The organism is Pelomonas sp. SE-A7, assembly GCF_030345705.1.
Classification (GTDB): Bacteria; Pseudomonadota; Gammaproteobacteria; order Burkholderiales; family Burkholderiaceae_C; genus JAUASW01.
In genome coordinates this window covers 237,293-259,451 of record NZ_JAUASW010000003.1, presented here as the reverse complement: position 1 = coordinate 259,451, position 22,159 = coordinate 237,293, and the positions used below count along the sequence as shown (strand labels likewise).

Annotated in this window: 22 protein-coding genes; 3 read left to right on the top strand and 19 right to left on the bottom strand. The window is 69.8% G+C overall.

Annotation, left to right across the window (positions count from 1 at the left end):
- Position 1: 1 nt before the first annotated feature.
- A complete protein-coding gene (locus tag QT382_RS19130) occupies positions 2-2,350 on the bottom strand; it encodes a xanthine dehydrogenase family protein molybdopterin-binding subunit (protein ID WP_289255721.1) in 2,349 nt (782 codons plus the stop codon).
- Between the two features lie 10 nt (positions 2,351-2,360).
- On the bottom strand, positions 2,361-2,831 hold the full coding sequence (locus QT382_RS19125) for a (2Fe-2S)-binding protein (RefSeq protein WP_289255720.1): 471 nt from the start codon (positions 2,829-2,831) through the stop codon (positions 2,361-2,363).
- Between the two features lie 190 nt (positions 2,832-3,021).
- Between QT382_RS19125 and QT382_RS19120 the strand changes: the two genes are divergently transcribed.
- On the top strand, positions 3,022-3,999 hold the full coding sequence (locus QT382_RS19120) for an XdhC family protein (RefSeq protein WP_289255719.1): 978 nt from the start codon (positions 3,022-3,024) through the stop codon (positions 3,997-3,999).
- A gap of 7 nt (positions 4,000-4,006) precedes the next feature.
- Here QT382_RS19120 and QT382_RS19115 read toward each other — a convergent pair whose 3' ends face one another.
- The 4 genes from QT382_RS19115 to QT382_RS19100 form a co-directional block, all read right to left on the bottom strand.
- The gene (locus QT382_RS19115; protein ID WP_289255718.1) at positions 4,007-4,990 is read right to left on the bottom strand and encodes an acyl-CoA desaturase; all 984 of its coding nucleotides are present in this window, start codon (positions 4,988-4,990) and stop codon (positions 4,007-4,009) included.
- A 23-nt stretch (positions 4,991-5,013) separates the two neighbouring features.
- Positions 5,014-5,337 (bottom strand): ArsR/SmtB family transcription factor, encoded by a 324-nt coding sequence (locus QT382_RS19110; protein WP_289255717.1) that lies wholly within the window; start codon positions 5,335-5,337, stop codon positions 5,014-5,016.
- 239 nt (positions 5,338-5,576) lie between these two features.
- Positions 5,577-6,044 (bottom strand): hypothetical protein, encoded by a 468-nt coding sequence (locus QT382_RS19105; protein WP_289255716.1) that lies wholly within the window; start codon positions 6,042-6,044, stop codon positions 5,577-5,579.
- A 98-nt stretch (positions 6,045-6,142) separates the two neighbouring features.
- A complete protein-coding gene (locus QT382_RS19100; protein WP_289255715.1) occupies positions 6,143-6,757 on the bottom strand; it encodes a DUF6515 family protein in 615 nt (204 codons plus the stop codon).
- Between the two features lie 146 nt (positions 6,758-6,903).
- Between QT382_RS19100 and QT382_RS19095 the strand changes: the two genes are divergently transcribed.
- On the top strand, positions 6,904-7,554 hold the full coding sequence (locus QT382_RS19095; RefSeq protein WP_289255714.1) for a glutathione S-transferase family protein: 651 nt from the start codon (positions 6,904-6,906) through the stop codon (positions 7,552-7,554).
- A gap of 19 nt (positions 7,555-7,573) precedes the next feature.
- Here QT382_RS19095 and QT382_RS19090 read toward each other — a convergent pair whose 3' ends face one another.
- The 10 genes from QT382_RS19090 to QT382_RS19045 all read right to left on the bottom strand — a co-directional run bounded on the left by QT382_RS19090 (position 7,574) and on the right by QT382_RS19045 (position 17,873).
- Entirely contained in the window at positions 7,574-9,391 is a 1,818-nt protein-coding gene (locus QT382_RS19090; protein WP_289255713.1) for a serine/threonine protein kinase, read from the bottom strand.
- Between the two features lie 57 nt (positions 9,392-9,448).
- Positions 9,449-10,015, bottom strand: a complete 567-nt coding sequence (locus QT382_RS19085) for a response regulator (protein ID WP_289255712.1) — start codon at positions 10,013-10,015, stop codon at positions 9,449-9,451.
- Between the two features lie 24 nt (positions 10,016-10,039).
- A complete protein-coding gene (locus tag QT382_RS19080) occupies positions 10,040-10,675 on the bottom strand; it encodes a glutathione S-transferase (protein ID WP_289255711.1) in 636 nt (211 codons plus the stop codon).
- A gap of 75 nt (positions 10,676-10,750) precedes the next feature.
- Positions 10,751-12,127, bottom strand: coding sequence for an amidase (locus QT382_RS19075; RefSeq protein ID WP_289255710.1), 1,377 nt, complete (start codon positions 12,125-12,127; stop codon positions 10,751-10,753).
- A 7-nt stretch (positions 12,128-12,134) separates the two neighbouring features.
- Positions 12,135-13,610: an ABC transporter substrate-binding protein gene (locus QT382_RS19070; RefSeq protein WP_289255709.1), complete on the bottom strand. Its 1,476-nt coding sequence runs from the start codon at positions 13,608-13,610 to the stop codon at positions 12,135-12,137.
- A gap of 63 nt (positions 13,611-13,673) precedes the next feature.
- Positions 13,674-14,453, bottom strand: coding sequence for an ATP-binding cassette domain-containing protein (locus tag QT382_RS19065; protein ID WP_289255708.1), 780 nt, complete (start codon positions 14,451-14,453; stop codon positions 13,674-13,676).
- On the bottom strand, positions 14,450-15,385 hold the full coding sequence (locus QT382_RS19060) for an ABC transporter ATP-binding protein (RefSeq protein WP_289255707.1): 936 nt from the start codon (positions 15,383-15,385) through the stop codon (positions 14,450-14,452). The genes QT382_RS19065 and QT382_RS19060 overlap by 4 nt, the downstream gene beginning before the upstream one ends.
- Entirely contained in the window at positions 15,382-16,203 is an 822-nt protein-coding gene (locus QT382_RS19055; protein ID WP_289255706.1) for an ABC transporter permease, read from the bottom strand. Before QT382_RS19055 ends, QT382_RS19060 begins: the two co-directional genes overlap by 4 nt.
- Entirely contained in the window at positions 16,200-17,165 is a 966-nt protein-coding gene (locus QT382_RS19050) for an ABC transporter permease (RefSeq protein WP_289255705.1), read from the bottom strand. The genes QT382_RS19055 and QT382_RS19050 overlap by 4 nt, the downstream gene beginning before the upstream one ends.
- 6 nt (positions 17,166-17,171) lie before the next feature.
- Complete coding sequence (locus QT382_RS19045) at positions 17,172-17,873, bottom strand: GntR family transcriptional regulator (protein WP_289255704.1); 702 nt, start codon at positions 17,871-17,873, stop codon at positions 17,172-17,174.
- 146 nt (positions 17,874-18,019) lie between these two features.
- Between QT382_RS19045 and QT382_RS19040 the strand changes: the two genes are divergently transcribed.
- Positions 18,020-19,918 (top strand): sensor histidine kinase, encoded by a 1,899-nt coding sequence (locus tag QT382_RS19040; RefSeq protein WP_289255703.1) that lies wholly within the window; start codon positions 18,020-18,022, stop codon positions 19,916-19,918.
- Between the two features lie 6 nt (positions 19,919-19,924).
- Here the strand turns inward: QT382_RS19040 and QT382_RS19035 are convergent, their stop codons facing one another.
- Genes QT382_RS19035 through bufB form a run of 3 tightly spaced genes read right to left on the bottom strand, consistent with a single transcriptional unit; the run spans position 19,925 to position 22,122 of the window.
- On the bottom strand, positions 19,925-20,470 hold the full coding sequence (locus QT382_RS19035; RefSeq protein WP_289255702.1) for a peroxiredoxin: 546 nt from the start codon (positions 20,468-20,470) through the stop codon (positions 19,925-19,927).
- Between the two features lie 36 nt (positions 20,471-20,506).
- Positions 20,507-21,286, bottom strand: coding sequence for an HvfC/BufC N-terminal domain-containing protein (locus tag QT382_RS19030; RefSeq protein ID WP_289255701.1), 780 nt, complete (start codon positions 21,284-21,286; stop codon positions 20,507-20,509).
- Positions 21,283-22,122, bottom strand: coding sequence for an MNIO family bufferin maturase (gene bufB / locus QT382_RS19025; protein ID WP_289255700.1), 840 nt, complete (start codon positions 22,120-22,122; stop codon positions 21,283-21,285). Before bufB ends, QT382_RS19030 begins: the two co-directional genes overlap by 4 nt.
- Positions 22,123-22,159 lie beyond the last annotated feature (37 nt).

Below are 22,159 nucleotides of genomic sequence, written 5' to 3'. Positions count from 1 at the left end.
TTCAGCGGTTGGCCTGGATGGCCTGCCAGACGGTGTGCGGCGTGGCCGGCATGGCGATGTCCTTGATGCCGAGCGCATCGCAGATCGCATTCATGGCCGCGGCCGGCGAGCCTATGGCGCCGGCCTCGCCGCAGCCCTTCACGCCCAGCGGGTTGTGGGTGCAGGGCGTGCCCTTGGCCGTCTCTATGTTGAAGCTGGGCAGGTCGTCGGCGCGCGGCATGGCGTAGTCCATGTAGGAGCCGGTGAGCAGCTGGCCCGTGTGCTCGTCGTAGATGCCGTGCTCCAGCAGGGCCTGGCCCAGGCCCTGGGCGATGCCGCCTTGCACCTGGCCCTCGACGATCATCGGATTGACGATGTTGCCGAAGTCGTCCACCGCACTGAAGCGGTCCACACGCACCTTGCCGGTGGCCGGGTCCACCTCGACCTCGCAGACATAGCTGCCGGCCGGATAGGTGAAGTTGCTCGGGTCGTAGAAGGCGTTTTCGTTGAGGCCGGGCTCCAGCTTGTCCAGCGGGTAGTTGTGCGGCACGTAGGCGGTCAGCGAGACCGAGGCAAAGGGCACGGCCTTGTCGGTGCCGGCCACTCGGAACTGACCGCCCGAGAACTCGATGTCGCCCTCGGCCGCCTCCAGCAGATGGGCGGCGATCTTCTTGCCCTTGGCGATCACCTTGTCCACCGCCTTGACGATGGCCGTGCCGCCGACCGAGAGCGAGCGGCTGCCGTAGGTGCCCATGCCGAACAGGACCTTGCCGGTGTCGCCATGCTCGATGCTGACATCGTCGAGCGGAATGCCCAGCTTGTCGGCCACCACCTGGGCGAAGGTGGTCTCGTGGCCCTGGCCATGCGAATGGCTGCCGGTGAAGACCGTGACCTTGCCGGTGGGATGGACCCGCACCTCGCCGGCCTCGAACAGGCCCGCGCGCGCTCCCAGCGCGCCGGCGATATTGGACGGTGCCAGGCCGCAGGCCTCGATGTAGGTCGAGTAGCCCAGGCCGCGCTTGAGGCCCTTGGCCTCGCTGGCCGCCTTGCGCGCCGGGAAGCCGGCTACGTCGGCGATCTGGATGACGCGATTGAGCGTGGCGTCGTAGTCGCCGGTGTCATAGGTCAGGCCCACCGGCGTGGCATAGGGGAACTCGTGGATGAAGTTGCGGCGGCGCAGCTCGGCCGGGTCGATCTTCAGCTCATGGGCCGCGGTCTCGACCAGGCGCTCGACCACATAGGTGGCCTCGGGCCGGCCGGCGCCGCGGTAGGCATCGACCGGCGCCGTATTGGTGAAAACGCCGGTCACCTCGGCGTAGATCTTGGGCGTGGTGTACTGGCCAGCCAGCAGCGTGGCATAGAGGATGGTCGGCACGCTGGACGCAAAGGTGGAGAGGTAGGCGCCCAGATTGGCCGTGGTCGTCACCCGCATCGCGAGGAACTTGCCCTTGGCATCGAGGCCCAGCTCTGCGACGGTCGCGTGGTCGCGGCCATGGGCGTCGGAGAGGAAACTTTCCGAACGTTCGGCCGTCCACTTGATCGCCCGACCGACCTGCTTGCTGGCCCAGACCAGGGCGGTCTCCTCGGCGTAGAGAAAGATCTTGGAACCGAAGCCGCCGCCCACGTCGGGCGCCACCACGCGCATCTTGTGCTCGGGGATGCCCAGCACGAAGGCGCACATCAGGAGCCGCTCCACATGCGGGTTCTGGTTGGCCACGTAGAGCGTGTAGCTCTCGTCGCTGGGGTTGTACGAAGCGTTGGCCGCGCGCGGCTCGATGGCGTTGGGAATCAGCCGGTTGTTGCGGAACTCCAGCCGCGTCACATGGGCGGCAGAGGCCATGGCGGCATCGGTGCCGGCCTTGTCGCCGCAGCCCCAGCGGTAGCAGAGGTTGCCCGGCGCTTCCTCATGCACCTGGCCCGGCAGCAGATTGGCTTGTGCGCAGTCCACCACGGCCGGCAGTTCCTCGTAGTCCACATTGATCAGCTGGGCCGCGGCCTTGGCCTGGGCCTGGGTCTCGGCCACGACCAGGGCCACCAGGTCGCCGACGAAGCGCACCTTGCCGTCGGCCAGGATCGGGTGCTTGGGCTCCTTCATCGGCGTGCCGTCGGTGCTGTGGATCAGCCAGCCGCAGGGCAGGCCGCCGATGGCGCGGAAATGCTCGCCGTGGAACACGCCCAGCACGCCCGGCGCGGCCAGCGCGGCGCTGGCGTCCAGGCTCTTGATGCGGGCATGGGCATAGGGGCTGCGCAGGAAGCTGGCGTAGGTCTGGCGCGGCAGCACGATGTCGTCGGTGTACTGGCCGCGTCCGGTCAGAAAGCGCGCGTCCTCGCGGCGCTTGACGCTCTGGCCTATGAATCCGGGTGCGTTCATGGCTGCCTCCTTACTTCATGGCCGGAATGGCGGCCTGCACGGCGCGGACGATGTTCTGGTAGCCGGTGCAGCGGCAGAGGTTGCCTTCCAGGCCCTCGCGGATCTCGGCCTCGGTCGCACAGCGGTGGTGCTGCACCAGGTCGATGGCGCTCATCACCATGCCCGGCGTGCAGAAGCCGCATTGCAGGCCATGGCATTCCTTGAAGGCGGCCTGCATGGGATGCAGCGTGCCGTCCGCGGCGGCCAGGCCTTCGATGGTGGTCAGCTCCTGGCCATTGGCCTGCACGGCCAGCATGGTGCAGCTCTTCACCGCGCGGCCGTTCAGGTGGATGGTGCAGGCCCCGCACTGGCCGGTGTCGCAACCGACATGGGTGCCGGTCAGCGCCAGATCCTCGCGAAGGAACTGGACCAGCAGCTGGTCCGGTTCGACCTGGCGCGTCAGCGCCTGCCCGTTGACTTTGAGCGTGATTGGGATGCCCATGGTGGTGTGTCTCCTGAATGCGGGCCTGACGCGATGGTGGCTGGTCCGTCTGCGGCCTATCGTCGGACTCGCCGGGCCGGCCGCGTCTGTCACAAACCCTCATGGATATTCATCCATGGGCGCGGCGGTCTCAGGGTTGGTGCAGCGTTCTGGCACAGAGTCCGCTCCGGCCCCAGAATGCGGCCTCAAGATGGACAACGTCGACCTCAATGTCTTGCGCCAGCTGGTGCAGTGGCGCGCCGAAGGCCGGCGCGTGGTGCTGGGCACGATCACCCGCACCTGGGGCTCGGCGCCACGGCCGCTGGGCTCCTGGGTGGCGGTGCGCGACGACGGCGCGATCGCCGGCTCGGTCTCGGGCGGCTGCATAGAAGACGACCTGATCGCCCGCATCCGCGACGGGGCCCTGGACCTGGTCAAGCCCGAACTGGTGCGCTACGGCGTAGGCGCCGAGGAGGCCACGCGCTTCGGCCTGCCGTGTGGCGGCACGCTGGAGCTGCTGCTGGAGCCGGTGACCGAGGCCTCGGCCTGTGAGGAATTGCTGCGCCGCCTGAGCAGCGGCCAGCGGGTGCGCCGCGAGCTGGACCGTGCCAGTGGCCGGGTCGAGCTGTTCGACGAGCATGGCGCCGACCTGCTGCAGCTGAGCGAGCAGCGCCTGGTCAGCAACCATGGCCCGCATTGGCGGCTCTTGATCATCGGCGCCGGCCAGCTGACCCAGTACCTGGCCCAGATGGCCCTGGCCCTGGACTACCAGGTGCTGGTCTGCGACCCGCGCGAGGAATATGCCGAGGAATGGGCCGTGGCCGGCACCCGGCTGCTGCGCGGCATGCCCGACGACGTGGTGCAGGAGCTGCGCCCCGACGCCCACACCGCCATCGTGGCCCTGACCCATGACCCCAAGCTGGACGACCTGGCCCTGATGGAGGCGCTCAAGAGCCCGGCTTTCTACGTCGGCGCCATAGGCTCGCGCGCCAACCAGGCCAAGCGCCGTGCGCGCCTGGCCGAGCATTTCTCGGTGACCGAGGCCGAGCTCGACCGGCTGCACGGCCCGATTGGCCTCGCCATAGGCGCCCGCACCCCACCCGAGATCGCCGTCTCCATCCTGGCCCAGCTGACGGCCGAGCGCTACGGGGCGCGGGGGAGTGGGGCGGAGAGCGGGTGTGCGGTGTGAGCTGGGTTCAGGCGGACAGTGCCTGCCAGAGCCGGCCCAGGTAGCAGGGCCGCCGGGTCGCCAGCCCATCCCTGGCCTGTACCGACTGGGCCATAAACTCCGGGCGAGCAGGCAGGTCCTGAGGCAGCCTCAGATGCCAGACCAGGCCCAGGCGCTCTAGCAGGCAGAGCATCCACCAGCCCGGATCCCATTCGCCATCGAACAGGCCCAGCCGGGCCGAGCCGGGAAACGCATGGTGGTTGTTGTGCCAGCACTCGCCCATGGTCAGCAGCGAAGTCCAGCGGATGTTGTGCCCCTGGACGGCCGCGCCCCGCACCTCGTAGTGCGTGGGCCCATGGTTGTGGGCCAGGTGGCCGATCAGCCAATGGCCGATGACGCCGGCCACGATACGGGCGCAGACGCCCCAGACCACGAAACCCCAGCCGCCAGCCAGGTAGAGCAGAGCAGCGATGGGCAGCTGCTGCAACATCCAGGTCCGCTCCAGCCAGCGGTAGTAGCTATGCCCGGCCAGACGCGGTTCCAGGCGCAGCTCGGGCGGCCGGTCGAGCACCAGCTCGCAATGCAGCTGCCAGAAAGCATCCCGCCAGAAGCCGGTGCCATGGCGGAGGTAGGGGTGGCAATCCGGCAGGCGCTGCGCGTAGTCGCGCAACTCGTGCTGGCGCAGCAGGCCCAGCGGCCCTGCCAGGCCGACCTGCACGCCCAGGTAGACCAGGGCGTACTCCAGCCAGGCCGGGCATTGGAAGCTGTCGTGGATCAGCTTGCGATGGCTGCCTAGCGAATGCCCGAACAACAGCACGCAGCCGGTACTGGCCATGAACAGGCCCAGCGTGGTCCAGTCCAGGGTCGCCGGCCCGAACAGCAGCACGGCCAGCAACATCGAGCACAGCCAGAGCGACTTCAGCGGTGCGAACCGCACCCGTCCCTCGAGCACGCTGGATCCGGCTTGGGCTTGAATCCGATGCGCTTGCAGGCCGGTGATGGATATCGACATGGCTCTCCTCCTCGTGGGTCGCGTTAACGGGCGGGCTTGCGGCGCTGGGCCAGGGCCCGCGCCTCCTTCTTCAAGGGCCGGCCGACCGGACAGATCTCCAGCGCGAAGCCGGTCAAGGTGGTGCTCAGCTTCTCCGGCACCAACTCGTACAGCACGAACTGCCCCTCGCGCCGGCTGCTGACCAGGCCGGCGTTCTCCAGCACCGACAGATGGCGCGAGACCGCGGGCGCACTCATCTCGAAGCGCGTGGCCAGCTCGCTGGTGCTCAATGGACCGGCCGACAGGTAGGCCAGCATCTGGCGACGTGCGGAGGAAGCCAGGGCTTCAAAGACCTTGTCCAGCGACATGATTCAACTATTAACAAATTGGCTAATAAGTTTCTCAAATCAGGCGCTGGGATCAATTCAGGGTTTTCCTGGGCAGCAGGGTCCAAAGCAGCGAAGCCCGCACGACCGGTTCTGTCGGCGGGCTTGGTCGAGGCTGAATGGGCCCTTGCTGGGGCCCTTTGCGTGGGCTCAGCCAGGTCACTTGTATCGTGCCCCGGCCTTCGCCAGCCACAAGGCCCTTCCGGGCCTTGTGCGCGGGCTCAGCGCAGCGTGTAGCCCCGCCCGTCCATGCAGGCATCCACGGCGCGGTTGAAGACGCTGGCGTCGTTCATGGCGCTGGGCTGGGTCGTGGCCCAGCGGTTGCATTCGCGGCGGTCGAATTCGAGCTGCTCGGCGCTCTGGCCGTTGCGGGGATAGATGATGGGCTCGCCGCGCAGCGGAGGCACGGGCTGCTGCTGGATCACCACCGGAGCCGGCGGTGGCAGCGGGGCGGGCGGCGGGGTGTAGATCACGTCGGCTTCGCGTTCGGCGGCCCGATGTGCGATGGCGATCAGCGGCACGGCGATGGCCAGGCCCAGCAGGGCGCCGCCGATGCTCAGGCCATGACGATGGTGATGGTGGTGGCGCGGCGGGTCGTAATGCCGGGGGCCGGCGACGGCCAGGCCCTGGGCCAGGATCAGGGTGGAGACGATCAGGGTGCGGGGCAGCAGCTGGGTCAGCGATTTCATGAGGGGCTCCGGCGGACGGTCCGGAGCCAACGCGGCGACCACGGTTTCGGTGCACCGGCCGTAACAACTCGCCGCACCGAAACCGGGTTGGCCTGCGCTTACTTCATCGTGTAGCCGCGGCCATCCATGCAGGCTTCGACGGCCCGGTTGAAGACGCTGGCCTCATTCATCGCGGCCGGCTGGGTCGTGGCCCAGCGGTTGCATTCCTGGCGGTCGGCTTCCTGCTGCTGCGGGCTCTGGCCGTTGCGGGGGTAGATGATCGGGTCCGGCCGGGCCGGCGGCACGTTCTGAACCGGCTGGGCGCGGTCAGCCTCGGGCGGCGCGGTGACCACCTCGTAGCCGCCCACCGCATGGCGGTAGTAGACGCCGTTGGCATAGAAGTAGGGCAGGCCGCCAATGCTGAGCGTCACATAGGCCCAGGGCAGGACGGGGACGATCAGGCCCAGGGGCGGCAGCACCACGCGAAAGCGCGGGCCGTCGGGCCGGTACCAGACGCCGCCGTGGAAGTAGAAGGGGCTGGGGCCGCCCCGCACCACCACCGCACCGCGGGGCAGGCCGGGCGCGACCCAGCCGGGCGCCGGGTAGTAGTGGTCATGGTGGTAGCGCTGGTCGAAGACCATGTGGTCGCGGGGACGGTCGGCCAGGGCCGGCGCGGGGGACAGGGCGGCGGCCAGCAGGCCGGCCATCAGCAGGGTGGAGGTCAGGAGCTTCATGGCGATCTCACGAGGGTCGGAACGGTGCTTGGACAACGGCCCCAGCATGCACGCCGTGCACCGTGCCGGCTTTGCCGGTGAGTAAAGAAATCCGAACGGCGGCTCTGCGATGATCCGGCCCTTCCCGGAGACCGGAGCCGCCCGCCATGACGATCAAGCTGCACTACTTTCCCAGCAACGCCAGTTTTGCCCCGCATGTCCTGCTGGAGGAAATGAAGCTGCCCTACGAGCGCGTGCTGGTCGACCGCAACCAGGGCGCCCACAAGTCGCCCGAATACCTGAAGCTCAATCCGAACGGCCTGATCCCGGTGCTCGAGGACGGCGACCTGGTGCTCTACGAGGTGGCGGCCATCCTGCTGCACCTGGGCGACACCCACCCGCAAGCCGGCCTGGTGCCGCCGCTGGCCACGGCCGAGCGAGCCCAGTTCTACAAATGGCTGATCTGGCTGACCAACACCCTGCAGCCGCTGCTGATCGGCTACTACTACCCGGAGCGCTGGGTGGACGAGGGCAATGTCGAGGGTGCGGCGCAGGCCAAGGCCTCGGCCGAGCGCCGCATCGGCCCCTTGCTGGACCAGCTCGACCAGCTGCTGGCCGGCCATGGCGGCCCCTGGCTGCTGGGCGACAAGTACACGGTGGCCGATCCGCTGGCCTTCATGCTGTGCCGCTGGACCCGCAACTTCGCGCGCCCGGCCCGCAGCCTGCCGAACATTGGCGCCTACCTGAACCGGATGCTGGAACGCCCGGCGGTGCAGCAGGCCATTGCCACCGAACAGCTGCCGCAGCCCTGGGTTTGAATGAATGAGAGATGGCCGGTCAGAACCGGCCGTCTCTTTTCTCGATCAGCTCGCGGATCTTGGCGCACTCGCCATGGGCCTGGTAGTCGGCCTTGCGGCAGGTGCGTTCCAGGCAGGCCATCAAGGGCAGATTGAACGAGTCGGGCAGGGCGCCCAGGGCGCCGGTCTTCTTGTGGCCGCAGGCGACCAGGGGGTCGGGCGGACCGCTGGCCGCCTCGGCCGGCCGGCTGGCGGCCTGGGACGGTGCGGCATTCACCGTCGAGGCGGTAGGCGCTGTCGTGACCGGCTGGCTCAGGCTGGGGTCCTGCTTGGGCATGCTGGGCAGAGGCGCCAGCGGCGGCTTGTCCTTGGCCGGTGCGGGCTTGGCGCTGTCGCTGCGCCCATTGGCCTTGTTCTCCGCCGGCCTCGGAGCGGGCGATGACGCCGGAGGCTGCTTCGCCGGGGCGGTCGGCACGCTGCTGACGGGAATGCTGGCCGCGGGTGCTTGAACCTTGGCTGTCTGCACGGCCAGCGAGCCCGGGGCCGATGCCGGCTCTGCCCGCAAGGCCGGGACCGAGACCGCCGTGGACGGGCTCTCTACAGGCTTCTTGCCGCCGCTTTCGCCCCGGCCCCAGATCAGCCAGCTGCCCGCGACCAGCAGGACCAGCACGGCGACGCCGACCAGCAGGGGGCCCTGTCGCTTGTCTGGCCCCGCCGCTGGCTGGGCCTTGGGTGCCGGCACGGGCAAGGGCACGGGCGCCGGTGAAGCCGGCGGCGGGGCGGGCGGGACGACCGGCGGCAACGCCTTCGATGCGTCCACCTGCGTCGTAGCGTCCGGGATCAGTTGCGTGGCCTCGTAGGCCTGGGCGCCGCGCGGCGCAATGATGGTGCGATCCGGGTCGTAGTGGTAGCGCGACTCGGGCGGCTTGATCTCGCCTTGCAGCGCCGCCCTGAATTCGCGCATGGACTGCGGCCGGTCCTGCGGCCGCACGCCCAGGGCCCAGTCGATGGCGGCCAGGAAATGCTCGCTGTAGCCCGGCAGGCCACGTTCGGCCAGCGGCTGGTACTCGTCGGCCACGGTGCGGGTGGTGGAGGGCGGCGGCGTATGGCCCATGACCAGGTAATGCAGCACCGCCGCCATCGCGTAGATGTCGGTCCAGGGGCCCTGGCGCAGCGCCGCGGCCTCGGCGTACTGCTCGATGGGCGCGTAGCTGGGCTTGAGGATGGCGGTGAAGGACTGGGTCTTGTCGCTGATCGCGCGGCGCGCCGCACCGAAGTCCAGCAGGATGGGGTCGGCCTCGTCCAGCGGCAGCAGGATGTTGTCCGGCGCGATGTCGCGGTGGTACACGTGCTCGGTGTGCAGCAGGGCCAGCCCGTCCAGCAGCGGCAGCAGCCGCTTCATGATCCAGGCCTCGGCCGGCGGCTCGGTCATGCCCTGCCGGGCCTGCTTCAGCGTCTGCCCCTGCAGATAGGGCATGACCATGTAGGCGGTGCCGTTGGCTTCCCAGAAGCGGTAGACCTTGAGCAGCGAGCGATGGTCGAAGCGGGCCAGCAGCCGCGCCTCGTTGACGAAGCTGCGCCGGCCCAGGTCGAAGGTCTCGGCCAGCGAGCCCGAGCGCACCGAGACATGCGAACCTTCGCTGCGCTTGGCCAGCTGGCCCGGCATGTATTCCTTGATCGCCACCAGGCGCTCCAGCGCATGGTCCTGGGCCAGGTAGACGATGCCGAAGCCGCCTATGCCCAGCGTGCGCAGGATCTCCAGCTCGCCGAAGCGTGTGCCCGAGGCCAGGGCATTGAACTCGTCTTCCGGCGGATTGCCCGGGATCTGACTGCGATCTGGGTTCGAAGCGTCGGTCATGCAATTCCTGACGAGGGCTTCGAGATTAACTCAGGCGAATGAGGCTTTCGGCCGGGGTCATCCCTTGCGCAGCGAGGCCAGGGCCTCGACACGCTTGAGCAGTTCGCGATCATTCCAGGGCTTCTTGAAGATGCCGAACAGGCCCTGGACCTCATGGACCCGGGTCTGCAGCTCTTCATGTCCCGTGATGGCGATGATGGGCAGGTCCTCGGTGGCGAGGCTGCCCTTGACGTCGGCGATCAGCTCGAAGCCGTCCTTGTTGGGCATCTCCAGGTCGGTGATCAGGACGTCGACCTTCTGGCGACCCAGCACTTCCAGCGCCTCGTTGCCATCCTTGGCCGAGGCCACCAGATAGCCGGCCTCGTTGAACAGCTTCACGAGCTTGGTGCGGGCCACGGTGGAATCGTCCACCACCAGCACGGCGGCCGGTGCCTTGTTGGCCGGAGCCGGAGCCGGGGCCGGCGCGGGTGCAGGCGGCAGCGGCTGCGGGTCCAGGCGCGAAGGGCGCTCGACCCGGTCGTCGCCCTTGCGCACGCTGATCAGGATCACCACGATGGCCAGCGGCACGGCAATCAGGAACGGCAGCAGGTAATTGCCCAGCGCGTCCTGCAGGTCTGCAAACATGCGTGCTTCCTTCCTTCAATCGGCTCAGTTCGGCCAGTGGCGGGCAAAGACCGCGGCCACGGCGGGATGCTGCTCCACGGTCAGCAGCAGGGCATGGAATTCTGGCCGGGCTTGCGCCAGGTGCGGCCGCGAGCCCGACCATTTGGACACGACGGTGGCCAGCAGCTCCAGCGCACCGGGTCGGCCGCCGGCCATGAATCCCGTACCGAACTGCTCGGCAAAGATGGACCAGTGCTTGTGCAGCCGCTCGCGGGAGCCGGCGCGGATGCGCTCGATGTCGTCCTCGTCGGCGCCGGCGCACCAGCGCTGCGGGTAGTCGATGATGCTGATCGCCGCATAGCAGTTGGCCGCCACGAAGACCAGGCCGCGGATGGCCCGGGCCCGTGCGGTCGGATGGGCCGGCAGCAGCCCGGAGTCGGGATGGCGCAGCCCCAGCTCGATCAGGATGGCGGCGCTTTCGGTCAGCACCGTGCCGTCGTCCAGCACCAGGGTGGGAATCTGCTGCAGCGGATTGACCCGGGTCAGCGCTTCCAGGCCCGGCCCCGGCGGCAGCCAGGACGCGGCTTCCACCCAGTCATAGGGCAGGCCGGCCGCCGCCAGCGCGGCTTCGACCGCAGCCGAACCGGACCCCTGGGCCCCGAAAAGGGTGTGATTTCGCATGGGCAGAGTGTTGCACGGTCTGCCCATGGCGAGGAGCAGGATTGCCCCGGGCCTGTGGCTGTTTTGACAGCTATTTCAGGGGGCAGGCCAGGGTGGCATTGGCTCGCGCAACGGTTCAAAGGCGGCCGCCAGGCGCAGCACGCCCAAGTCGTCATGGCGCCGCCCCACGATCTGCAAGCCTATGGGCAGGCCGGCCCGGTTGGTGCCGCAGGGGATGGAAGCCGCCGGCTGCTCGCTGAAGTTGAAGGGCACGGTGAAGGCGATGTGTTCGAAAGGTCGCGCCGGGTCGTCCAGCGGGCTGGCCCGCTCGGCCTCAAAGGCCACGCAGGGCGCGACGGGCGACAGCAGGAAGTCGAACGGCTGGCAGGCGCGCAGCGCCGCATCGCGGAAGGCCGCCATCTGGCTGTAGCCCTGGAACAGCTCGGCCGCCGTGGTCCGCTCGGCCGTGGCCACCCAGGCGCGGATGTAGGGCAGCACCCGCTCGCGCCGCTCCGGGGTCAGGGCTTGCATGTCCAGCCAGGAGCGCATGCGCCAGAAGCGGTCCAGGCCATCGATCATGGCGCGGCTCGAGAACGGTGCGACCGGCTCGACGATGGCGCCGGCCTGCTCCAGTGTTCGCGCCGCGGCTTCGATGGCGGCTGCGACTTCGGGATCGACATCAAGGCCCCAGCCCGCGTCCATCAGCAGGCCCAGGCGCAGGCCGCGGACTTGCAGCGGCGGCGCCTGCCAGGCCATGGGGTCGGCCGGCAGGCTCATGCCGTCGCGCCAGTCGGGCTGGCTGAGCGGCCCCATCATCAGGGCGGCGTCGGCGACCGTGCGGGTCATCGGTCCGGCCACGCGTCCCGCATAGGGTGGCTGGATGGGGATGCGGCCCAGGCTGGGCTTGAGCGTGAAGATGCCGCACCAGGAGGCCGGCAGCCGCACCGAACCGCCTATGTCCGTGCCCAGGTGCAAGGGGCCGTAGCCGGCCGCGGCGGCGGCGGCCGCACCGGCACTGCTGCCGCCCGGGTTCAGGCGCGTGTCCCAGGGGTTGCCCGTGGTCGGATGCAGGCTGGAGACGCCCGAACTCAGCATGCCGTAGTCCGGCATCGTGGTCTTGCCTAGCAGCACGGCGCCGGCTTCGCGCAGCCGCGCGGCGGGCGGCGCGTCTTCCGTGGCCGGTGCTGCATCGGCCAGCGCTGCCGTCCCCAGTGGCATGGGGCAGCCGGCGGTCGCGATGTTTTCCTTCAACGTCAGCGGAACACCGTCCAGCGCGAGCGCCTCGCCCCGCTGCCAGCGCTGCTCGGAGGCGCGGGCCTGGACCAGGGCCGCCTCCGGATCGAAGTGGTAGAGGGCATGCAGCCGCGGCTCCCAGCGTTCGATGCGGGCTATGACGGCCTGAGTGACCTCGACCGGCGAGAGGCTGCGCTCGCGGTAGCGGACCAGCAGTTCGGTGGCGCTCAGCTCATGCATGGCAGGCTCAAGTCCAGCTCAGGGCGGACAGCTCGTTGGCGAAGATCGGCATGTCGGTCCACAGGCCCTTGAGGTTCTTGCGGGCCACGGTCAGCCATTGCGGCTGGTAGAGGTAGATGGCCGCGGCGTCCTGGGCCAGCAGGCGCTGGATCTCGGCCAGCAGCTGCAGCCGCTCGGCCTCGCGCGGCGCGGCATGCAGGCGCTCCCACAGCTTGTCGAAGGCCGGGTTCCGGTAACCCCAGTAGTAGTTGGGCCGGGCGTAGTTGCCGAGGTCATGCGGCTCCACATGCGAGATCAGGGTCAGCTCGTAGTTGCGCTGGCCGTAGACCGAGGCCATCCACTGCGCCCATTCGATGTTCTCCAGCTTCACTTGCACGCCGACCTTGGCCAGCTGGGCCCTGATCAGTTCGCCGCCCTGGCGGGCATAGGGCACGGGCGGCAGTTTCATCGTCAGCTGCAGGCCGCTGACGCCGGCTTGCTTCAACAGCGCCCTGGCGCGTTCAGGGTCGTAGGCGTTGAGGGCCGTGGTGTCGACATAGCCCGGTGCGTTGGGCACGTAGTGGCTGCCTATGGGCACGCCGTAGCCGTCGGCGGCGGCGGCGATCACGGCCTGGCGGTCTATGGCCGCGGCCAGGGCCTGGCGCACCTGCAGCTGGTCCAGCGGCTTGCGCTGGTGGTTGATGGCGATCAGGGTCTTGGCCCGCGAGTTGCTCGTGAACAGCTGGAAGCGCGGATCGGACTTGAAGCGGGCCAGGCTGCGCGCCACGGCCACGCGCGGGAAAGCATCGACGTCGCCGGCCAGCAGGGCCGCGACCTGGGCGGCCGGATCGGAGATGACGCGGAACTGCACCCGCTTGATCGCCACCGCCGCACGCCAACCGTCGACTGCTTTCAAGCGCAGGCTGGAGCCGCGCTGCCACTGCTCCAGCTGGTACGGCCCGGTGCCGACCGGGTTCTGCGCATTGCCGGCCGCGCTCCTGGGCTCGACGATGACGCTGCTGGCCTGGCCGAGCAGAAAGGGCAGCTCGGGCTCCGGCGTCTTCAGCGTGATCAGCACCGTGGCCTCGTCCGGCGTGGCGATGCCGGCCATGTTGGCGAACACCCGCTTGTCCTTGTTGCTGCTGGTCTCGGATGCCGCACGTTCGAAGCTGAACTTCACCGCCGCCGCGTTGAAGGGCTCGCCGTTGTGGAAGCGCGGGCCGCGGCGCAGCAGGAAGCGCCAGCTCTTCTGGTCGCTGGAGACCTCCCAGCGCTCGGCCAACAGCGGCTGGACCGTGCCGTCCGGCGCGATCTTGGTCAGCGGCTCCAGCACGTTGTAGAGCACGACCTCGGCGATGGACGAGGCGGCGCCGCTGGTCGGGTCCAGGCCGGGCGGCTCCAGCGTCAATCCGATCACGACGGCGTCGCGGCCGGCCTGGGCCAGCAGGGGCAACGGGGCGGAAAGTCCCAGCGCCAGCGCGGCGCGGCGGGTCAGCTCGGTCATCGGGAGGGATCAAGTGGCACGGCGGCGCAAGGATAAGCGCAAGCCGTGACAGCCGCTGCCGGTTCAGAGTCCGGTCAGCAGCTCCCGCGTGTAGGCCTGCTGGGGCGCGACCAGCAACTCCTCCAGCGGCCCCTGCTCGACGATGCGGCCGGCCTGCAGCACGGCCAGCTGCTCGCACAGCTGGGCCACCACGGCCAGGTCATGGCTGATCAAGAGCAGGGCCATGCCGAAGCGCTGGCGCAGGTCCTGCAGCAGGTTCAGGACCTGGGCCTGGACCGACATGTCCAGCGCGCTGACCGGCTCGTCGGCGACGATCAGCCGCGGCCGTGTCACCAGGGCGCGGGCGATGGCAATGCGCTGGCGCTGGCCGCCGGAGAACTGGTGCGGATACTTGCCCAGGTCGGCCGCCGACAGGCCCACCGCCTCCAGCATCTCCAGCACCCGCTCGCGCCGCATCGGCCGCGGCATGCGCTCCAGCAGTTCCAGCGGCTCGGCCACGCTGCGCTCCACGGTCATGCGCGGGTCCAGCGCGCCGGCCGGGTCCTGGAACACGATGGCCAGGTCGCGTCGGGCCTCCAGCAGCTCGCGCGGGCTCAGTCGATTGAGGTCGCGGCCCTGCAGTTCCACCGTGCCGTTGTCGGGCCGCTCCAGCGCCATCACCAGGCGGGCCAGTGTGCTCTTGCCCGAACCCGAGGCGCCGACCAGGCCCAGCGAGCCGCCGGCCTGCAGCTCCAGGCTGACGCCGTCCAGCACGCTCAGGCTTGCGCCCGGCCGCAGCAGCGAAGTGCGAGGCAGCCGGTAATGGCGGCGCAGGTCGGTGAGCTTGAGCAGCGGCGCGCTCATCCGATCCGCCTCCAGCAGCTCGTACTGCGCTCATCGGTGGCGACGACCGGCGGTGCCTCGGCCGCGCAGCGCTCGTCGCCCTGGGGGCAACGGCCCGCGAACGGACAGCCGGCCGGCCAGTGTCCGGCCGCCGGCACGCTGCCCGGGATCGCCGGCAAGACCTGGCCCCGGCTGAGCAGGCCGGGCCGCGCCGCCAGCAGGGCCGCGGTATAGGGATGGGCCGGCTGGGTCAGCAGCTCCACGGCCGGCCCCTGTTCCATCAATCGGCCGCCGTACATCACCAGCAGGCGCTGGGCGCGCCGTGCCACCAGGCCCAGATCATGCGAGATCAGCAGCAGGGCCAGGCCTTGCTCGCGGCCCAGCTCGGCCAGCAGCTCCAGCACCTGGCGCTGCGAGGCGCCGTCCAGGGCCGAGGTCGGCTCGTCGGCGATCAAGAGGGCGGGCCGCGCGGCCAGGGCCTGGGCGATCAGCACCCGCTGGCGCTGGCCGCCGGACAGCTCATGCGGCCAGGCGCGCCAGCGCGACTCGGCCAGGCCCACGCGGGCCAGCAGCTCGCGGGCCCGCGCCTCGGCGCCCTCGTGCAGGCGATGGGCGCGCAGCGGCAGCATCACCTGGTCCAGCGCGCGCTGCAGCGGGTTCAGGGCCGACAGCGGCTCCTGCGGCACCAGGGCGATGCGGCGTCCGCGCAGCTTGCGCCAGCTGCCCTCCTGCAGGCCCAGCAGCGGCTGGCCGTCGAACTCGATGCGGCCCAGGGCCCGCGAGCCCTCGGGCAGCAGGCCCATCAGGGCCAGGGCGGTCATGCTCTTGCCGCTGCCCGATTCGCCTATCAGGGCCAGGGTCTCGCCGGCGCGCAGCTCGAAGTCCAGGCCGCGCAGCACTTCGTGGCCGTTGGCCAGGCGGACCTTCAATGCTTCGACCTCTAGAAGGCTCATCGGCCGCGCTCCAGCCTCGGGTCCAGCCGGTCGCGCAGGCCATCGCCCAGCAGGTTCAGGCCCAGCACGGTGATGACGATGGCCAGGCCCGGCCACAGCGCCAGCTGCGGCGCCTGGAACATCCAGCTCTGGGCCTCGGCCAGCATGCGGCCCCAGGACGGCTCGGGCGGCTGCGTGCCCAGGCCCAGGTAGGACAGGGCCGCCTCGGCCAGCACGGCCAGCGCGAACTGGATCGTGGCCTGCACGATCAGCGGCGCCGCGATATTGGGCAGCACATGGTCCCAGGTGATGCGCCAGCGGCCCTTGCCGCAGGCCCGGGCCGCCAGCACGTAATCGCGCGACCAGACCGCCAGGGCCGCGCCGCGCGCGACGCGGGCGAAGGTCGGCACCGCATGCAGGCCGATGGCGGCGATGGCATTGCCTATGCCGGGCCCCCAGACGGCGGTGAAGATCAGGGCCGAGATCAGGGCCGGGAAGGCGAAGCCTATGTCGGCGGCGCGCAGGATCAGCTGCTCGACCCAGCCGCGCCGCGCTGCGGCCCAGAGCCCCAGCAGCGTGCCGCCGCTCAGGCCTATGCCCACCGCGACCACGCCGACCAGCAAGGCATTGCGGCTGCCCGCCATCAGGAGGCTCAACACGTCGCGGCCCAGTGCGTCCGTGCCCAGCCAATGCGCGCTGCTGATGGGCAACAGGCGGGCGTCCATGTCCACGTCTTGCAGCGGCCAGGGCGTCCACAGCCACGACAGCGCGGCCAGCAGCCCCACGAGCAGACTGACCGTGGCGCCCACGCGCAGGCCCAGCGGGTTGCGGGCGCTCATCGCGGGCCACCCCGGCGCAGCCGCGGATCCAGACCCAGGTAGAGCAGGTCGACGACGAAGTTGATCGCCAGCACCAGGGCCACGGCCAGCATCACCGCATTGCGGACCAGGATCAGGTCGCGGTTGGCGATGGCCTGAAAGATCAGCCGGCCAAGGCCGGGCAGGGTGAACACGTTCTCGACCACGATGGCGCCGGCCAGCAGGTTGGCGAACTGCAGGCCGGCCAGGGTCAGCACCGGCAGCAGCGCATTGCGCAAGACCGGACCCCACAGCAGGGCGCGGCGCGACAGGCCCTGGGCGCGGGCATTGCGAACGAAGTCCTCGCGCAGCAGTTCCACCAGGCTGGAGCGGGTCACGCGGGCCAGGATGGCGCCCTGTACCAGGCCCAGGGCGATGGCCGGCAGCAGCAGGGCCTGCAGCGCCGGCCACAGTCCGCCCCCCTGTTCGGCGCGCCAACCCGGAAAGCCGCCGGCCGGCAGCCATTGAAGCTTCACCGAGAACAGCAGCATCAACAGGATGGCCAGCCAGAAGCCGGGCACGGCGATGCCGAGCTGGCTCAGCGCCATCACGCCGAAGTCGCCGAAGCGGCCATGGCGGCTGGCCGCATAGACCCCGGCTGACAGCGCGATCACGAGGGCGAATGAGAAGGCCAGCAGGGCCAGCGGCAGGGTCAGTTGCAGCCGCTCGACGATCAGCGGCCAGGCCGGTGCGCCGTAGCTGGCGCTGTCGCCCAGCTCACCGCGCAGCAGGCCGGCGATCCAGGCCAGGTAGCGCTCTGGAGCGCTGCGGTCCAGGCCCAGCTGCCGGCTCAGCGCCTGCACCGCCTCGGGCGCTGCGTCCGGCCCCAGCAGCACCTGCGCGGCATTGCCGGGCAGCAGGTCCAGCAGCGCAAAGATCAAGAGCGATGCGGCGCCTAGCGTGGCCAGCAGCCACAGGGTTCGACGCAGCAGGGCCAGGCTCACCTCGGGTCAGCGCCTTCGCGGCGGCAGGCTGAGGGGCGGGTCTTGCTGGTAGCGCGCCGCCTGCTTGAGGCAGCCCAGCGTGGCGCGGATATGCAACCTGGCCTCGCGCTCGGCCGCGTCGGCGTCGCCGGCCGCGATGGCCTCGGCAATGGCGCGGTGCTCGGCGATGGCGGGCCGGGCCCGGTCCTTGGTGATCAGCACGGCCGGCGCGAACACCTGCGAGGTCTTGCGCACCAGGGCCATCTGCGAGTCGAGGAACTCGTTGTCGGCCAGCACCACGATGGCGGCGTGGAAGTCCACATTGCTCTGCGCATAGTCGCTGGCCGACCAGGGCGACAGCGCCGCCTCCTGGCGCTGCAGCAGCGGCTCCAGCAGCTCGCCGGCCCGATTGCTGCCGCGCTCGGCGGCCTGGCGGGCGGCCAGGGCGTCCAGCATCTCGCGCATCGCGTAGGCGTCGAGCAGGCGGCGGTGGTCGGCCCGGGCGACGCAGACGCCGCGCACGCTGTCGGCCTCGACCAGGCCTTCGGACTGCAGCATGCGCAAGGCCTCGCGCAGCGGCGTGCGGCTGACCTTGAGGTCGGCCGCCAACTGCACCTGCCGCAGCATCTCGCCCGGAGCGTATTGGCCCATGTAAATCCGCTGGCGCAGCACCTGCGCTACTTCATCGACAAGTCGCACGCGCGCCCGCCATTCGATCTGTTCTGTCACTGGTCCCTCGACGACACCCCGATATGGGCGGATGCATTCTTGTTGATGCTGTTCGGCCCAGGAATCCGAGGATACTGGTCACCCTGGGGGCAAATGATAGCGGCGGGGATCCCGGCCCAGGCCGCAGGAAAGCGGGCGTTGCCTCGATGCTGCAGCTGGAATTCGATCAACTGCTGTCGGAGTTCGACGACAGCCTGGATGCCGTCGATACGCGGCGCAGCCATGCGCTGGCCGAACGGCTGCGCGGCCGGGCCCCGGATGCTGCCGGCCGGATGCGCATGGCGCTGCGCGAGATGGTGCTGGCCGTGTTCACCGACCAGCAGCCCCCCAGCCAGGAGCAGGCCAATGCGCTGCTGGAGCAGGCGCGCAGGCTGGGCGATACGCGGGCGCTGGCCGATGCCCTGGTGGCCTATGGCCGCGTGGTCAGCCGCCTGCGCATGGTGACCCAGGCCCTGGATGCGCTGTCGCAGGCCGAGGCCCTGTACGCGGAGCTGGGCGACGCGCGCTCGGTCGTCATGGCCCAGGTGCGGGCCAGCCATTGCCTGTACGAAGGCGAGATGTTCGACGAGCTGCTGCAGCGCTTCGAGCCGCTGCTCGGCGACCCGCAGCGCCAGGTCAGCCTGCCGCCGGCCATGCGCCATGGCCTGCTCAACAACGTGGGCGCGGCCTATTCCTTCCTGGACCGCTACGAAGACTCCGAGCGCGTCGCCCGTCAGCTCTACCTGGAGGCCTGCGAGCGCCCGGACTATCTGCCGCCCAGCGTGCTGCTGCGCGACACGGTCAACCTGGCCAACCAGCTGCTCTGGCTGGGCCGTCTGGACGAGGTGGAGCCCCTGCTGGACGAGGCCGGGCGAATCGTCGCCAGCGGCGAAGTACTGGAGCGGCACCAGATCTTCTACTTCCAGAACCTGGCCCTGTTGGCCTGGAAGCGTGGGCGGCATGCCGAAGCCCTGGAGCAGTTCGACCAGGCCAAGCTCCTGGCCGACCGGTTTCCTTCCATGCCCATCCTGGCCCGCATCCTGCTGCGCAAGGCCGAATGCGCCGAGGAGGCCGGCCTGCTGGACCTGGCGCTGCAGACCCGCAAGGCCCAGGTGCGCCTGATGCAGGAGCGGGTGGGTCACCAGGCCCGCTCGTTCGGCAAGACCCTGGAGCAGGTGATGGACTATGCGCGGGCCCAGGGCCAGAACGAATACCTGCGGCGGCAGGGCAGCCAGCTGGAGCGCGAGCTGGCCGAGGCACGCGATGCGCTGGAGCTCAAGGTGCAGGAGCGCACCCGCGAGCTGGAACATGCGACCCGGATGCTGCTGGAGCGCGAGAAGCAGGCGGCGCTGAGCCATCTGGTGGCCGGCGTCGCGCATGAGCTGAACACGCCGCTGGGCAATGCCATCCTGGCCACCTCGACGCTGGAGGCCGTGGCCCAGCAGCACCGGCGCGCCTACGAGGGCGAGCGCCTGAGCCGGCGCATGGTCGATGAATTCCATGCCAATCTGGACGACGGCCTGCGCCTTACCCAGCGCAGCCTGGAGCGCGCGGCCGAGCTGGTGCGCAGCTTCAAGGCCCTGGCGCTGGAGCAGGCGAGCGCCGAGCTGGTCGACTTCCAGGTCGGCGACGTGGTGCGCAATACGTTGGCCGTGATGGAGCCGGGCCTGCGCAAGGCGGCGGTCGAGGCCGAGCCGGGCGCGGTGTCGGAGCAGCTGCTGCATGGCAATCCCGGCGCCCTCGGCCAGGTGCTGGCCCAGCTGATAGACAACGCCCTGGTCCATGGCTTCGAGGGCTGGCCCGGGCTTCGGCGACTGCGCCTCGAAGGCGAGCGGGATGCAGACCACTACCTGCTTCGTGTAGCGGACAGCGGCCGCGGCATCGCATCCGCCCACCGGGCCCGCGTCTTCGACCCCTTCTTCACCACCCGGCTGGGCCAGGGCTCCTCGGGCCTGGGCCTGCACCTGGTCTATCGCCTGGTGACCCAGCGCCTGGGTGGCGAGATCCACCTGCTTGAATCGCCGGGCGGCGGCGCGCTGTTCGAGTTGCGGTTGCCGCTGCGCTGAAGTACCTCAGCGCTTGCCGGTGGCCTTGAGCTGCTCGGCCGCCTTCAGCATGGTTTCGATATGGCCTTCGGGCTTCATGTCGGCATGGACGGCGGCGATGCGGCCCTGGGTGTCGATCAGGTAGGAGATGCGGGCCGACATGTCGACCACCGGCAGCTTGGCGTCGTAGTCCTTGGTGACCTTGGCGCCGGCGTCGGCCGCCACGGCGAACTTGTTGCGGCATTCCTCGACCGAGAACTTCTTCAGCGTGTCTATCGAGTCGTTGGAGATGCCGACCACGGTGGCGCCCATGGCCTCGAACTTCTCGCTGGCTTCTGCGAACAGATGGGCCTCGATGGTGCAGCCCTTGGTGAAGGCCTTGGGATAGAAGTACAGCACCACCGGGCCCTTCTTCTTCAGCGTGTCGCTCAGGCTGAACTTGAAGGGCTGGCCGCCCAGCGCCGCCTCGGTGCTGAAGTCAGGCGCCGGCGCCCCGACCGGCAGCGCCGCCTGGGCCAGGCCGGCGGCGACGAGGGTGAGGGCGGCGAAAGCGGTCTTCACGGGCTTCGGCATGGTCGGGTCCTGCGAGGTGGGGGAGGGAGGCCCGCATCATGCCTCGGCCAGGACGACTCCGCTTGCCAGCAGCTCGTCGGCGAGCCATTGCTGAAGGGCGGCGATCACGGCCGCCGCCGGGTCGTCGGCCTCGCGGGCCGCCGCGGCTTCGCACAGCTCGGCGAAGCAGGCGCCTTGTTGCAGCGCCAACAGCAGTTCGGCTTCCAGCGGCTCCACGGTGCGCCAGCGGGTTTCCAAGCCGAGGCGCCAGACCAGCAGTGAATGCCGACCCTCGACCGGCTCGTCCAGCTCGGGCAGGTCCTGCTCGGACTCGGCTTCGCGCAGCGCGGTCCAGGCCGGCTCTATCACCCAGTCGAGCAGCAACAGCTGGCTGCCGGGCTGCAGGCTCAGGCGCAAGGCCGGCCATTGCTCGGCGGCCAGGCCGGCCAGATCGGCGGCCTGCAGCGGCGTGCTGTCGGCCGCGTCGAAGGCGCCGCGCAGGGCCCAGTCCATGCGGGCCAGGTCGACCAGCGAAGCATGAGGTAGTTGTTCGACGTAGGCGCCGGCCATGAAGCCGGCCAACTGGTCGCCGAACCAGCGTATCGAGCGGTAGGGCGAGGGATGGGCATCGACATAGGCCTGCGCCAAGGTGTCGAAGGCTTGGTCGCCCATGGCGCGGTAGAGCACCTCGTGGTTGTCGCGCAGCGCCTCGGTGAGCCGGGCCCGGTAGGCGTTGGCATAGACGTCCAGCCTTGAGCCGGGGCGCAACAGGCCTTCGACCTCGGCGCCGCTGCAGATGGCGGCCTGCAGCGCTTGCTGCTGCGCGGAAAAGTTCATGTGGCGGGCTCCAACTGCAGCTCGGCGGCGAGCCGGCGGGCCTCTTCCAACTCCATCAGCAGCTCGGCCAGCGGCGGGATGTGGTCGTCGCGCTCGATCATGCTCGGCCGCGGGCCTATGCGGCGCAGCGTGTACTCGTAGAGCTGCCAGACCGCTTCGCAGATCGGATGGTCATGGGTATCGATCACCAGATCGCCCTGGTCCTCGTGGCCGGCCAGGTGGATCTGCACGACGGCTTCGGCCGGGATGCGGTCTATGTAGGCCCGTGGATCGAAGTGATGGTTGCGGCTGGACACATAGACGTTGTTCACGTCCAGCAGCAGGCCACAGCCGCTTCGGCGGGCCAGCTCGGCGATGAAGTCGGCCTCGCCCAGTTCGTCGTCGGCGAACTGCAGGTAGGAGGACACGTTCTCCAGCACCAGGCGCCGGCCCAGGTGCTGCTGGACCTGGTCTATGCGCGGCAGCAGATGCTCCAGCATCGCCCGGTTCAGGGGCAGGGGCAGCAGGTCATGCAGGTTGCGGTGGTCGACGCCGGTCCAGCACAGGTGGTCGGAGACCCAGCCCGGCTCGACGCGGTCCGCCAGGGCCTTGAGCTGGTCCAGGTAGGCCAGGTCCAGCGGGTCGGAGCTGCCTATGGACAGCGAGACCCCGTGCATCACCAGGGGGTAGTCGCGCCGCAGGTTTTCGAGATGCCGCAGCGGCTTGCCGCCGGGCACCAGGTAGTTCTCGGAAATGATTTCCAGCCAGTCGGGCTTGTGAGCCAGGCCGGGTTCTGCGAGAGCTTGGTAGTGCTCGACGCGGAGCCCAAGCCCAAAGCTATTGGGTGAGATAAGCATGAAGAAGCAGGACCGCCGAGGCGGTCCTGCAGGTTCT